Origin of the sequence: Providencia sp. Je.9.19 (assembly GCF_051129765.1) — a bacterium.
Classification (GTDB): domain Bacteria; phylum Pseudomonadota; class Gammaproteobacteria; order Enterobacterales; family Enterobacteriaceae; genus Providencia.
Map to the genome: position 1 here is coordinate 146785 of NZ_JBCPSS010000007.1, position 13695 is coordinate 160479.

General features: G+C 41.5%; 13 protein-coding genes. 8 read left to right on the forward strand and 5 right to left on the reverse strand.

Going from position 1 to position 13695, the window contains the following annotated elements:
- Positions 1-2 precede the first annotated feature (2 nt).
- From ribH to pgpA, 4 genes are all read left to right on the forward strand, one after another.
- Positions 3-473 carry a 6,7-dimethyl-8-ribityllumazine synthase gene (gene ribH / locus AAZR93_RS19065; protein WP_336430905.1) on the forward strand — a complete coding sequence of 157 codons (471 nt, stop codon included), beginning with the start codon at positions 3-5 and terminating at the stop codon, positions 471-473.
- Between the two features lie 28 nt (positions 474-501).
- Complete coding sequence (nusB, locus tag AAZR93_RS19070; protein ID WP_294108399.1) at positions 502-918, forward strand: transcription antitermination factor NusB; 417 nt, start codon at positions 502-504, stop codon at positions 916-918.
- 148 nt (positions 919-1066) lie between these two features.
- Positions 1067-2056 carry a thiamine-phosphate kinase gene (gene thiL / locus AAZR93_RS19075; RefSeq protein WP_336430907.1) on the forward strand — a complete coding sequence of 330 codons (990 nt, stop codon included), beginning with the start codon at positions 1067-1069 and terminating at the stop codon, positions 2054-2056.
- Positions 2049-2549 carry a phosphatidylglycerophosphatase A gene (gene pgpA, locus AAZR93_RS19080; RefSeq protein ID WP_434720753.1) on the forward strand — a complete coding sequence of 167 codons (501 nt, stop codon included), beginning with the start codon at positions 2049-2051 and terminating at the stop codon, positions 2547-2549. The genes thiL and pgpA overlap by 8 nt, the downstream gene beginning before the upstream one ends.
- Before the next feature lie 225 nt (positions 2550-2774).
- On the opposite strand, the gene AAZR93_RS19085 is transcribed toward pgpA, so the two are convergent.
- The 5 genes from AAZR93_RS19085 to fixA form a co-directional block, all read right to left on the reverse strand.
- Positions 2775-4103 (reverse strand): MFS transporter, encoded by a 1329-nt coding sequence (locus tag AAZR93_RS19085; RefSeq protein WP_294109082.1) that lies wholly within the window; start codon positions 4101-4103, stop codon positions 2775-2777.
- An 82-nt stretch (positions 4104-4185) separates the two neighbouring features.
- Positions 4186-4473 (reverse strand): ferredoxin-like protein FixX, encoded by a 288-nt coding sequence (fixX, locus tag AAZR93_RS19090; protein ID WP_336430909.1) that lies wholly within the window; start codon positions 4471-4473, stop codon positions 4186-4188.
- On the reverse strand, positions 4470-5756 hold the full coding sequence (gene fixC, locus AAZR93_RS19095) for an FAD-dependent oxidoreductase FixC (RefSeq protein ID WP_434720754.1): 1287 nt from the start codon (positions 5754-5756) through the stop codon (positions 4470-4472). Before fixC ends, fixX begins: the two co-directional genes overlap by 4 nt.
- Positions 5757-5810: 54 nt before the next feature.
- A complete protein-coding gene (locus AAZR93_RS19100; protein WP_434720755.1) occupies positions 5811-6752 on the reverse strand; it encodes an FAD-binding protein in 942 nt (313 codons plus the stop codon).
- 11 nt (positions 6753-6763) lie between these two features.
- A complete protein-coding gene (gene fixA, locus AAZR93_RS19105) occupies positions 6764-7537 on the reverse strand; it encodes a putative electron transfer flavoprotein FixA (RefSeq protein WP_294108412.1) in 774 nt (257 codons plus the stop codon).
- A gap of 532 nt (positions 7538-8069) precedes the next feature.
- On the opposite strand from fixA, the gene caiT reads away from it, so the two are divergent.
- From caiT to caiC, 4 genes are all read left to right on the forward strand, one after another.
- Positions 8070-9587: an L-carnitine/gamma-butyrobetaine antiporter gene (caiT, locus tag AAZR93_RS19110; RefSeq protein ID WP_434720756.1), complete on the forward strand. Its 1518-nt coding sequence runs from the start codon at positions 8070-8072 to the stop codon at positions 9585-9587.
- Between the two features lie 38 nt (positions 9588-9625).
- Positions 9626-10768, forward strand: coding sequence for a crotonobetainyl-CoA dehydrogenase (caiA, locus tag AAZR93_RS19115; protein WP_294108415.1), 1143 nt, complete (start codon positions 9626-9628; stop codon positions 10766-10768).
- Positions 10769-10838: 70 nt separating this feature from the next.
- A complete protein-coding gene (gene caiB / locus AAZR93_RS19120) occupies positions 10839-12059 on the forward strand; it encodes an L-carnitine CoA-transferase (protein WP_294108417.1) in 1221 nt (406 codons plus the stop codon).
- 72 nt (positions 12060-12131) lie between these two features.
- The gene (gene caiC / locus AAZR93_RS19125) at positions 12132-13688 is read left to right on the forward strand and encodes a crotonobetaine/carnitine-CoA ligase (RefSeq protein ID WP_434720757.1); all 1557 of its coding nucleotides are present in this window, start codon (positions 12132-12134) and stop codon (positions 13686-13688) included.
- Positions 13689-13695 lie beyond the last annotated feature (7 nt).

The following is a 13695-nucleotide window of genomic DNA, read 5'->3' on the forward strand; positions in this document are numbered from 1 at the left end:
CTATGAACGTAATCAAAGGTGTTGTTGCCGCGCCACAAGCGCGTGTTGCTATCGCTATCGCTCGTTTTAACAATTTTATTAATGATAGTCTGTTGGACGGTGCGATTGATGCGTTAGAGCGTATTGGTCAAGTCTCTCAAGACAATATTGCTGTCGTGTGGGTCCCAGGTGCATATGAGCTACCGTTAGCCGTAAAAGCACTGGTTGAAACCAATAAATATGATGCAGTTATTGCTTTAGGTACCGTTATTCGTGGTGGTACTGCGCATTTTGAATTTGTTGCGGGTGAATGTAGTTCAGGCCTTTCCCATGTCGCGTTGAACAGTAATGTACCTGTCACGTTTGGCGTGTTAACGACTGAAAATATCGAGCAAGCGATTGAACGTGCAGGTACGAAAGCCGGTAATAAAGGTGCAGAAGCTGCATTGACTGCATTAGAAATGATTAATGTAATGAAAGCCATAAAAGGCTGATATAGTTTTTTTATTTAAGGGGAATCTTGTGAAACCTGCTGCTCGTCGCCGCGCTCGTGAGTGTGCTGTACAGGCCATCTATTCATGGCAGTTATCTGGTAATCCAATTGCCAATGTGGAATATGAATTTATTGCTGAACAGGATATGTCGGACGTAGACGTACCTTATTTTCGTGAATTGTTGTCAGGTGTTGCAAATAATGCAATTAAGCTTGATCAACTGATGATGCCTTATTTGTCTCGTCAACTTGAAGAGCTAGGCCAAGTTGAAAAAGCGATTCTGCGTATTTCTATGTATGAACTGAGCTATCGCCAAGACGTACCTTTTAAAGTTGCAATCAATGAAGGTATTGAACTTGCTAAAGTATTCGGTGCAGAAGATAGCCATAAATTTGTTAATGGTGTATTAGATAAAGCAGCACCTGTAGTTCGTCGTAAAAAATAAAAAATTCAGGGTTCCCCCCTGTAACACTAGAGTATAATTAGGTAGGCTGAATTTTGGTCTACCTTCGTATTTTTGTGTCTTGATTTCAGGTAATAGGCTTGATTTCAAGTAACATGAAAGTAGGTATAGCGAAAATGGAAAATCTACCATGTCATATGGCGAATTTGACCTCATCGCGCGTTATTTTAATCGTCAAACGACAAACCGACGTGATGTAAATATCGGTATTGGTGATGACTGTGCGTTGATGACTATCCCGGAAAAACAGCAATTAGCTGTTAGTACTGATACTTTAGTTTCTGGTATTCATTTCCTTCCTAATATTTCTCCTGCTGACCTTGCTTATAAATCATTAGCATCAAATTTAAGCGATCTAGCGGCTATGGGCGCAGACCCTGCTTGGGTTTCTTTAGCAATTACACTACCTTCAATCGATAGTGCCTGGTTAGCGTCTTTCAGTGATAGTTTATTTGAACAACTCAATTATTATGGAATGCAATTAATTGGTGGTGATACCACTCGTGGGCCAATGAGCTTAACTTACACTGTTCATGGTTTAGTACCTGTTGGTAAGGCTCTGTCACGTTCAGGCGCACGTAATGGTGATTGGATCTATGTGACAGGGACATTAGGTGATAGTGCAGCAGGACTTGCTATACTTCAAGATAGGTTACATCTTGAAAACTTACAGCATAAAGAATGGTTAGTGGGGCGACATCTACGACCTCAACCACGAATTTTGCAAGGACAAGCATTGAGAAATCTAGCGTCTTCAGCAATCGATATTTCAGATGGTTTAGTGTCTGATCTTAACCATGTGCTTAAAGCTAGTGGCTGTGGTGCGCGGATTAATCTTGATGCATTACCGCAGTCAGAAGCATTAAAACAAAGCTGTACAACGGAGCAAGCGCGCACTTGGTCATTAAGTGGCGGTGAAGATTACGAACTTTGTTTCACTGTTCCTGAGATAAATCGAGGCGCTTTAGAAGTGGCATTGGCACATACAGGCTCAGGTTTCACTTGTATTGGCCAAATTAAGCCACAATCCGAAGGGATCAGCTATTTTTGTCATAACCAAGCGGTGGATATCAGCCTAAAAGGTTTTGATCATTTTGTTTCGGAAGGTATTTATGGATGAAGCAAAGAAACGGCTAAGTATGCGTAATCCGTGGCACCTGTTGGCGACGGGGTTCGGAAGTGGTTTGTCTCCTATTGTGCCGGGGACAATGGGCTCGTTAGCCGCGATCCCTTTTTGGCTCTTAATGGCAAAAATGCCAATCTGGAGTTGTTGGGTTATCATTGTGGTCGGTTTTTGGATTGGATGCTTGATTTGCCAACGTACTTCAGATGACATGAAAGTTCATGATCATGGCAGCATTGTCTGGGATGAATTTATTGGCATGTGGATAACCTTGATGGCTATTCCAGCTCTAAATTTTGAATGGGTAATCACTGGATTTTTTATTTTTCGTATTTATGACATGTGGAAGCCGTGGCCTATCCGTATTTTTGATAGAAAAGTCGGTGGCGGTTTCGGCATTATGATCGATGATATTATTGCGGCAATTTTTGCGTATATCACCATATGGTTGTTGGTTATATATGATGTGATGCCATTTTCTGCGAATTAATCATACTCGTCATACTTCAAGTTGTAGGGGTGTTGGCTTCGTTCGCTAACCTTAGTCACATACTTATGTATGCTCCTAAGGATTAGCTCGCTCGCCGCCTACCTACAACTTGAATTATTTAGAGTATAAATTTTGGTGAAAACTGAAAACTGAAAACTGAAAACTGAAAGTATTTATTATGACTAAGTTTAATGCTTAATTAATAGTGTATTAGTACGGTCTTTACTATTTTTTCTTGCGTCCCATTTCCATTACTGATGTTTGTGCTAGGGTTAATCCTTTGGTTTCTGGCGCAAATAATACCGATACCACTAGTCCAAGTAACGAAACGCCTGCCCCCATTAACATCACGTTGTTGATGCCATATTCGCTAATGAACGTTGGTAAGGCCCATGTCGAGAAAATAGTACCGATACGGCTAATTGACATAATAACACCGACCGCGGAAGCGCGAATATCGGTTGGAAACAGTTCATTCGGATAGAGCCATTGTAAAATGCCGGGCCCCCCGGAGAAAAAAGCATAGACGGCAAACATGATGATAACTAAGCAAATACCGAGATTGGAAAATAATCCAAGGATGGCCAGTGCTATGGTCATTAGTGCAAAGCTACCAATCAGTAATGGACGCCTGCCCATTTTATTTAACCAGTACATGGCTGGGATGCAACCTAACATAAAGAATAAGCTGATAACCACATTACCAAGCGCGGCACTTTTACCTTGATCCCAACCGAGTAAACCAACAATTTGTGGGCCAAAGGTGTAAATGGCAAACATCGGGATCACTTGGCAAGTCCAAATGATGGCAGTAAATAGAACAAAGGAGAAATGTCGTTTATTAAACAATTGAATAAATCGTGTTTTTTGAGGGGCTTCAGCTTCAAAAATAACCGGTTGGCCAAATAATTTGGTCATCATTTGATTACATTCTTTGATTCGACCTTTGCGTATTAGCCACAGGGGAGATTCGGGCAAATCAAAACGACCAATTAAAATAACGACACAAGGAATGACAGCACTGCCGAGCATCCAGCGCCAACCATCTTGTACATCATATAATGCGTAGCCGACAAGATTGGCACAGGTTGCACCGACGTACCACATGGCCGCGATGAAACCGACCGCAAAAGCTCTTTGTTTAGTATTTGAAAATTCGGTGATCATTGACGTGGCAATAGGGTAGTCAGCGCCAATCACAATACCGATTAAAAAACGCATTAATAGTAGTTGCAAAGGCGTTGAGACAAACATGGTTGCAACTGAAATAACGCCAATAGCAACGATATCAATTAAAAACATTTTTCGACGCCCTACTTGGTCACAAATATAACCAAACAGAGACGTACCGATGAATAGTCCAGCTAAAGTGGCGGCACCAAGTAAACCAATCCATTCGCTGTCTAAGCTGAGTAGTGGAGTTAATTGCTCTAAAGCAACACCAATGAGGACTAATACATAGCCGTCAAGAAAAGGCCCTCCGCTGCCCCATAGCATGATGCGGCGATGCACGGAGGAGAATTGAATATCATCAAAATTTTTCGGTTGCATTATAAGTCCCTGAGTCAGCCTAGACAAATAAGTAAAACTCTCGAAGCCGTTAATCTTAAGCCCCGAGAGTCAAAGCCTAGCAAAATCAGCCGTAACGAAATTCAATACCAAATGTGCCGCGTGGGTATTCCCATTTTTCTAAGGCACTGTCTAGCCCAAGAATGCGACAAGTTCCACATTCTAGGCAGCCGGCGTAATCGAAACGAACTGAACCATCATCTTGTTTTTTATATAAGCCTGCGGGGCAAGCTTTGGTTAATACTTCCAGAATTTGCATGTCTGGACTTTGTTTTATGACAATATGTGGGTTTTCTTCATCGACATTAAATTTATTAATCCCGAGTTTGACATCTACGTTTACAGGCGCACTCATATCGCTCTCACTCCTTTTATTCCATCTTTGAGCAGATTCATAAAACCGACTCTTTTTGCATGCTGTATCATGGTTTTACGTAAAGGAATTGGGGCTTCATCTGAGATGGTGAACAGTTTTTTAGCGATACCCACGGCCATCTCCGGGTAGGCACCGAACATACGAGGGTTGTCCAAGAAATCAGGCATTTTTTGATACATTTTCATATCACGTAATGGACCATCATTCAGTAACTTAAGGTATTCACTTAAGCCTTGTTTGCTAAAGTCTGCGCTTTTCATGGCATTAAGTACCGTATTCGCAGCAGCTTCGCCGGAGGCAACCGCTAAGTCCATTCCTCGAATGGTAAAACCTAAATTCATGCACATACCCGCAGCATCACCCGCGATTAATACGCCATCACGGACTAACTCTGATTGCATTTTTAGTCCGGCTTCAGGTACAACGTGAGCTGCATATTCAATCATTTTTCCCCCTTCAATAAGAGGCGCAACGATAGGATGTTGTTTGAAGTCTTCTAACATCTGAGGAACGGATTTTTTAGCCTCTTTAAGGTGATGTAACCCACAAACGAGTCCGAGTGAAATGGTTGAATCATTCGTATATAAAAAGCCACCCCCCATCAAACCATCTGTAGGGGAACCTGCAAATAGCCAAGCCACACCTTCTTTATCTTGTAGATTGAAGCGGTTTTGTAATACTTCTTTTGGTAATTCAATAAGTTCTTTAACACCAACAGCGACATGTTCAGCACTAACAGGTTTAGTCATGCCAAGTTGCTCTGCGAGTAATGAATTGACGCCATCAGCGAGGATCACGACTCTCGCTTCGAGAACGTCACCATCTGCTTCAACACCAATAACTTTGCCATCTTGTTCAACCAGCTTATCGACTCGAATGCCTGTAATACATTGAGCGCCTGCATTTTCAGCTTGTTCTACTAGCCAGGGGTCGAGTTTTCCACGTAACACTGACCAAGAAGTCTCATTTGGGTTTTGTTCTGCCCCATTTTGATAATCAACGGTAACGGCGCCAGTATCCGTCATGAAAGACAGTTTTTCACGGGTGATCATGCGTTCAATGGGCGCTTCTTGGGTAAATCCAGGTATGATCCTTTCTAAACTGTGAGCATACATGCGCCCACCTGAGACATTCTTCCCGCCTGCATAGTTTCCTCGTTCGATTAGGAGAACTGAAGCACCTTCACGGGCGAGAACCAGTGCAGCAACGGAACCTGCAAGACCGGCTCCTACAATGATTGCATCAAAAATATCATCGGACATAGTTTCTCCAAAATTTACGACAACAGCAGGGAGGATTTCCCTACTGTTTTAAGGTCAATTAGCCAGTTGGTGAGTTAATGCCGGGAGGATTTTGAATAAATCTCCGACGATTCCATAATCTGCAAATTGGAAAATAGGCGCGTTTTTGTCTTTATTAATTGCAACAATGAATTGTGCACCATTGGCGCCGACCATATGTTGAATCTGACCAGAAATCCCGACAGCAAGATAAAGTTCGGGTTTTAACATCAAATTAGAAATTCCAACATAACGCTCATGTTCCATCCATTTTTCGTTTTCGGCGACAGGACGTGAACAGGCAACTTCAGCGCCAATTGCTGTTGCGAGTGCTTGTGCGATAGCAATATTTTCTTGGCTACCGATCCCACGCCCTACGCTGACGACTAGGCGAGCTTTATCTAATTCAACTGAGCTGCTTTCTTTTTTCTGGACATTGGTACGCACAATTGCGTGTTTTGGTGCCACCCATGATGCCGATTGAGCTGTTCCTGTGCGTGATGCATCACTTTGTGCTGCTTCGAAGGTGCCTGTCGTTGTGGTGATAACAGAAAAGACTGTTTTTAGCGTTTCTTCACCAAAGGCTAATCCTCCGTACACCATGTGTTTGATTACTGGAGTGCCTGAATCAACAGTGACAGAAGCTGCATCATTTGACACCGCAGCTTGCAGTCTTGCACCTAAACGTGCCGCTAAAAGTTTACCGCGACGTGAGTTTGGTAATAAAAGTAATCCTGTGTCGCCATGCTGTTTGATGACGCTCACAATGGTATCTGCGTAATCTTCAATAATGCGGTCGTCGGGCTTGCCATCTAATTGAAAAACGTGCGTAGCGCCAAGTTGAAACGCGAGTGTACTTTGCGCTTCATCTAGAGCGAGCACATTCACTTGTTCACCAAGCGTTAGTGCGCCACCCATTAATTCAGCTAAGCGAGAAGTCATGTCACTGAATACCCAAACGGTCGATAATTTGCTCATAACTCCCCCAATTAATTAATGATTTTTCTTAAATGTTCAGCAAACTGTGCAATTTGGTCATCGCCATCACCTTCAATAATGATACGTTGACGTACTTTTTGTTTTGGTGCTGCGATGACTTGTGCTGACAAAGTAGGCACTTCATCTAAGCCAATATCTGCAATATTCCAAGCTTGAACCGGCTTTTTCGCTGCGCCAAGAATCGCTTTCATTGAAGGTATTGTAGGGACGTTAATATCCGATGTGACGGCGATGATGGCAGGTAAGGTAATTGATAAAGTTTCAATTTCATCTTCGAGTTCACGCTCAACAACAAGTGTGTCTTGAGTGATTGAAATAATTTTTTTAATGCCGTTAATCGCTGGAATTTGAAGCTCTTCACCCAGTAGCATGCTGACTTGTTGAGCATTAAGATCGGCAGAACCATCGCCGCAAATAATAAGATCGAAGCCAATTTTTTTTGCTGCATTACTCAGAGCGACTGCACTTTGATGAGGAAGGGCATGTTCGAATTGGTCATCAATGACCACGACTAATTCATCAGGGCCACGAGATAGTACATCTTTACGACCTTTCATATTGGTAAGCGCTTTGCCTCCAATACTTAATGCAATAACTTGGCTATCAGATTGTTGTGCTTTTATTTGATTTGCAGTTTCTATTGCATTTAAATCATATTGGCTAATCTTAGTCTCAGCACGAGAAAAATCTAAAGAACCATCTGAGCTATTAACAATAATGTCTTGCTCATCGGGGACAGATTTATAGCATGTAATAATTTTCATTACATCTCCTGGAAATATGTTTAATAGATATAGTCTGTGTTTTAGTAATATATAATTATCATTAAATTAATATTTAAAAATAAAACCTAAGTCACCAATATTGAAAACCTTAAATTAAAGGCGATTTAAGTTTTCATGTTGCTACACTACTCACCAATATTGTAAAAATCATCCACTTAGCAATGAAATGTTCAATATTGGTACACTAATCACCAATACTGAATGCTTTAATTAACATTAAAGTCACAATATGTTTTATCTATTTGTATTTATTGTGTTTTTTTTAGTTGTTTAAATTAAAAAACAATAACATTTAATGAACACGAATAATATTGTGACCTTACTAACAGAATTGTTAATGACTAGCCGACATGATTTGAATAGTGAATTAATGATTAATTAAGTTGATTTAAATTTAATGATAAATAAATGAGGGTGTGTTGGAATAATATTTATTTAAACACTATTACATGAATGTTAAATATTTATTATTTTAAAGGTTATAAATTAAATAATAAATTAGGATCCACCTATGAGCAAAGAAAACAAAAAGGCAGGAATAGAACCTAAAGTTTTTTTCCCGCCATTAATAATTGTTGGAATATTGTGTTGGTTAACAGTACGTGATTTAGATGCATCGAATGCCGTTATCAACGATGTATTTAGTTATGTCACTAATGTGTGGGGATGGGCCTTCGAATGGTACATGGTTATCATGTTCGGAGGTTGGTTCTGGTTAATTTTTGGTCCTTATGCCAAGAAACGTCTTGGTGATGAAAAACCAGAATTTAGTCGTGCGAGCTGGATTTTTATGATGTTCGCATCTTGTACCTCCGCTGCGGTACTTTTTTGGGGCTCAATTGAAATTTATTACTATATTTCAACACCGCCATTTGATTTTGAGCCTTATTCAAATCAAGCCAAAGGAATTGGTCTCGCCTATAGCTTATTTCACTGGGGGCCTTTACCGTGGGCGACTTATAGTTTCCTTTCAGTTGCTTTTGCCTACTTCTTTTTTGTCCGAAAAATGGAAGTTATCAGACCAAGTAGTACGTTAGTGCCACTTGTGGGCGAAAAACACGTTAATGGTTGGTTCGGTACGATTGTCGATAACTTTTATCTAGTCGCCTTAATACTCGCAATGGGGACTAGCTTAGGCTTGGCGACACCACTTGTTACTGAGTGTATTCAGTATTTATTTGGTATTCCACATACCTTAGCGCTAGATGCCATCATTATTTTTTGTTGGATAATATTGAATGCTATCTGTGTTGCATTTGGTTTACAAAAAGGGGTACGTATTGCCAGTGATGTGCGTAGCTACCTCAGTTTCTTAATGCTTGGATGGGTTGTTATCGTAGGTGGTGCCAGCTTTATGGTGAACTACTTTACTGAATCTATCGGCACTTTAATGATGTATATGCCACGTATGCTGTTTTATACCGACCCAATTGGTAAAGGCGGCTTTCCACAAGGCTGGACCGTATTCTATTGGGCGTGGTGGGTTATCTATGCCATCCAAATGAGTATTTTCCTCGCGCGAATTTCAAAAGGACGCACTGTACGTGAGCTGTGTCTAGGAATGGTCGCAGGACTGACCGCAGGAACGTGGTTGCTCTGGACCATCTTAGGCAGTAACACACTGCAACTGATTGATAAAAATCTAATTAACATTCCACAACTGATTGAAGAGTTCGGCGTTGCCCGCGCCATCATTGAAACATGGGCTGCCTTACCATTGAGCACTGCAACAATTTGGGGCTTCTTCATCCTCTGCTTTATTGCCACTGTAACATTGATAAACGCCTGTTCTTATACGTTAGCCATGTCGACTTGTCGTGCTGTGAAAGATGGCGAAGAGCCACCGCTATTAATTCGTATCGGTTGGTCGGTCTTAGTTGGTGTTATCGGTATTGTTTTACTGGCTTTAGGGGGATTGAAACCGATTCAAACCGCAATCATTGCCGGAGGATGCCCACTTTTTTTCGTCAACATCATGGTAACGCTCTCCTTTATTAAAGATGCAAAAGTGCATTGGAAAGACAACTAATTTACCTATACAGACACAACATTTAAGAGGTTATTGATATGGATTTTAGATTGAATGACGAGCAAGAACTGTTTGTCGCCGGGGTAAGAGAGCTGATGGCCAGTGAAAACTGGGAAGGTTATTTCGCACAGTGTGATCGTGACAGCAAATACCCTGAACGCTTTGTTAAAGCATTAGCCGATATGGAAATTGATAACCTGCTGATCCCTGAAGAACACGGTGGCTTAGATGCAGGGTTTATTACCGTTGCTGCTATCTGGATGGAACTTGGACGCTTAGGTGCGCCAACTTATGTGCTGTATCAATTGCCGGGTGGTTTTAATACGGTGCTTAGAGAAGGAACTCAAGAGCAAATTGATAAAATTATGGCATTTCGCGGTACAGGTAAACAAATGTGGAACTCTGCGATCACCGAACCGGGTGCAGGTTCAGACGTAGGTAGTTTGCAAACTAATTATACGCGTCGCGATGGCAAAGTTTACTTAAATGGTAGCAAATGTTTTATCACCAGTAGTGCATATACCCCTTATGTGGTGGTGATGAGCCGTGATGCAAGTTCGCCTGACAAACCTATTTTTACCGAATGGTTTGTTGATATGACTAAACCGGGCATCAAAGTAAACAAGTTAGAAAAACTGGGTTTACGCATGGATAGCTGCTGCGAGATCACGTTTGATAACGTCGAGCTTGAAGAAAAAGACATGTTTGGTCGTGAAGGTAATGGTTTTAATCGCGTAAAAGAAGAGTTCGACCATGAACGTTTCTTGGTGGCGTTGACCAACTACGGTACGGCGATGTGTGCATTTGAAGATGCGGCGCGTTATGCAAATCAGCGTGTGCAATTTGGTGAAGCCATTGGTCGTTATCAGCTGATTCAAGAAAAATTTGCACATATGGCGATCAAGCTCAATTCAATGCGCAACATGTTATATGAAACTGCATGGAAGAGTGACAACGGTTTAATCACTTCTGGTGATGCAGCCATGTGTAAATTCTTTTGTGCAAATGCGGCATTTGAAGTTGTTGACTCTGCAATGCAAGTCCTTGGTGGTGTAGGTATAGCGGGTGAACACCGAATTTCACGCTTCTGGCGTGACTTACGTGTTGACCGTGTCTCTGGCGGTTCTGATGAAATGCAAATACTGACACTTGGTCGCTCAGTACTGAAACAGTATCGTTAATAGCTGAATTGTCGCGGGTTGGCTCAGCATTGAGTTAGTGGGTCAACCCAGTTTCGCAGGAGATTTAACCATGACAGAACATTTACCAATGCCACAGTTTGGCCCACTTTCTGGTGTCAGAGTGGTTTTTTCAGGGATTGAAATTGCAGGACCCTTTGCGGGACAAATGTTTGCAGAGTGGGGCGCTGAAGTTATTTGGATAGAAAACGTCGCATGGGCAGACACGATTCGCGTACAGCCTAACTACCCACAATTGTCTCGCCGTAATTTACGTGCACTATCGCTGAATATTTTTAAGGATGAAGGGCGCGATGCATTCTTAAAGCTAATGGAAACTACCGATATATTCATTGAGGCAAGTAAGGGTCCTGCCTTTGCCCGACGTGGTATTACCGACGAAGTCCTTTGGCAGCATAATCCAAAATTGGTTATCACTCACTTGTCTGGGTTTGGTCAATATGGCGATCCGCAATATACCAACCTTGCAGCCTATAACACTATTGCTCAGGCATTTAGTGGCTACCTCATTCAAAATGGTGATAAAGACCAACCAATGCCGGCTTTTCCTTATACCGCTGATTATTTTTCAGGTATGACGGCAACAACCGCAGCATTAGCGGCATTGTATAAAGCGCGTGAAACAGGAAAAGGTGAAAGTATTGACGTTGCCATGTACGAGGTCATGTTGCGTATGGGGCAATATTTTATGATGGATTATTTTAATGGTGGCGAAGTTTGCCCAAGAATGACCAAAGGGAAAGATCCATACTACGCAGGTTGTGGTTTATATAGCTGTAACGATGGTTATATCGTGATGGAAATTGTCGGTATTTCGCAAATCCAAGAGATTTTTAAAGACATTGGTCTTGCGCATTTATTGGGAACGCCTGAAATACCAGAAGGCACTCAGCTTATTCATCGTGTGGAATGCCCTTATGGCCCATTAGTTGAAGAGAAGCTAGACGAATGGTTAGGTGCTCGCTCGATAGATGAAGTGCTAGCAAGGTTATCTGAAATTAACATTGCTAGTGCGAAAGTTTTGACCATCCCTGAACTTGAAAGTAATCCACAATATATTGCCCGTGAATCCATTACCGAGTGGCAAGCAATGGATGGACGTACCTGTAAAGGTCCTAACGTAATGCCTAAATTTAAAAATAATCCAGGGCAGATCTGGCGCGGTATGCCATCACACGGCATGGATACTACCGATATCCTCAAAAATATTGGTTATAACGAAAATGATATTAGGGGGCTAGTCGATAAGGGGCTGGCCAAAATTGTTGAGTAATTGAATGAATTATCAGGTCAATAACTTAAATTGGCCTGAAGATTCATCAGGGAAATGATGGGATAACAATTGATGGATGTAATCGGTAAACAAAATTTGCGCCAAATGTGGGATGACCTTGCTCATACCTATAAAAATAAAACTGCGCTTATCTTTGAATCCTGTGAAGGGAATGTACGCGAGTTAAGTTATTCACAAATGAATCAACATATTAACCGCACTGCAAATCTCTTTTTAGCTCATGGTATACAAAAAGGAGACAAAGTTGCTTTGCATTTAGATAATTGCCCGGAATTTTTCTTTTGCTGGTTTGGTCTAGCAAAAATAGGCGCAATTATGGTGCCGGTGAATGCAAGATTTAGATATGAAGAAAGTGCTTGGATCATGAAAAATTGTCAAGCTCGGATGGTCGTCACTCGTCCTCATTTTGCTGATATTTATCAGCGTATTTTAGATGACAACAGCACAATACTTGAGCATGTTTTTCTTATTTCTGATACGCCGCTTGAACCACAAGATGGCATATCAGATTTCATGCATGAACTCGCTAAGCACTCCCCAGAATTAACGCAATTAATTGAAATCGATGTTGGTGATACTGCTGAAATATTATTTACCTCGGGAACGACATCTAAACCTAAAGGTGTCGTTATCACCCATTATAATTTACGTTTTGCGGGATATTACTCTTCTTGGCAGTGCGCACTACGTTCAGATGATGTGTATTTAACTGTCATGCCTGCTTTTCATATTGATTGTCAATGTACTGCATCGATGGCAGCTTTTTCAGTTGGTGCCACCTTCGTTTTATTAGAAAAATACAGTGCTCGTCGTTTTTGGCAGCAAATAGTCAAATATCGCGCCACAGTGACTGAATGTATTCCTATGATGATGCGAACTTTATTGAGCCAGCCTATTGCTGACAATGAAAGCAATCATCAACTACGTGAAGTTTTATTTTATCTCAATCTTAGCGATGAAGAAAAAGACCAGTTCATTGAACGTTTTGGTGTTCGGCTTTTAACGTCTTATGGTATGACCGAAACCATTGTGGGCTTGATTGGTGATAGACCTGGCGATAAGCGTCGTTGGCCATCGATTGGCCGTGTAGGTTTTTGTTATCAAGCACAAATTCGCGATAAACAAAATCAGCCCGTCGCTACGGGGGTTATTGGTGAACTGTGTGTGAAAGGTGAACGAGGAAAAACGTTATTTAAAGCCTATTACAATAATCCCGAAGCAACAGCAAAAGCTTATGACAGCGATGATTGGCTACATACTGGCGACTTTGCTTATCAAGACGACGACGGTTTTTTTTACTTTGTTGATCGAAGTTGCAACATGATTAAACGCGGTGGTGAAAATGTGTCTTGTAGTGAAATTGAAAATATCATTGCATCACACCCGGCTATTGTCGATGTGGCGGTGATTGGTGTCGCTGATGATATTCGTGATGAGGCTATTAAGGCATTTATTGTACTCGAAGAAGGCGCAATTTTGACTGAGGAAGAGTTCTTTGCCTTTTGTGAGAAACAAATGGCGAAATTTAAAGTGCCATCATGGGTTGAGGTTCGTCAGGATCTGCCTCGTAACTGTTCTGGTAAGGTGTTGAAAAGGCATCTGAAATAATTGAGCG

Bases quoted from the DNA above. Each gene is read 5' to 3' on its own strand.
- fixC (WP_434720754.1), bottom strand. From the start codon at position 5,756: ATGTCCGATGATATTTTTGATGCAATCATTGTAGGAGCCGGTCTTGCA.
- pgpA (WP_434720753.1), top strand. From the start codon at position 2,049: ATGGATGAAGCAAAGAAACGGCTAAGTATGCGTAATCCGTGGCACCTG.
- thiL (WP_336430907.1), top strand. From the start codon at position 1,067: ATGTCATATGGCGAATTTGACCTCATCGCGCGTTATTTTAATCGTCAA.
- fixX (WP_336430909.1), bottom strand. From the start codon at position 4,473: ATGAGTGCGCCTGTAAACGTAGATGTCAAACTCGGGATTAATAAATTT.
- caiT (WP_434720756.1), top strand. From the start codon at position 8,070: ATGAGCAAAGAAAACAAAAAGGCAGGAATAGAACCTAAAGTTTTTTTC.
- caiC (WP_434720757.1), top strand. From the start codon at position 12,132: ATGGATGTAATCGGTAAACAAAATTTGCGCCAAATGTGGGATGACCTT.
- ribH (WP_336430905.1), top strand. From the start codon at position 3: ATGAACGTAATCAAAGGTGTTGTTGCCGCGCCACAAGCGCGTGTTGCT.
- fixA (WP_294108412.1), bottom strand. From the start codon at position 7,537: ATGAAAATTATTACATGCTATAAATCTGTCCCCGATGAGCAAGACATT.
- AAZR93_RS19100 (WP_434720755.1), bottom strand. From the start codon at position 6,752: ATGAGCAAATTATCGACCGTTTGGGTATTCAGTGACATGACTTCTCGC.
- caiB (WP_294108417.1), top strand. From the start codon at position 10,839: ATGACAGAACATTTACCAATGCCACAGTTTGGCCCACTTTCTGGTGTC.
- caiA (WP_294108415.1), top strand. From the start codon at position 9,626: ATGGATTTTAGATTGAATGACGAGCAAGAACTGTTTGTCGCCGGGGTA.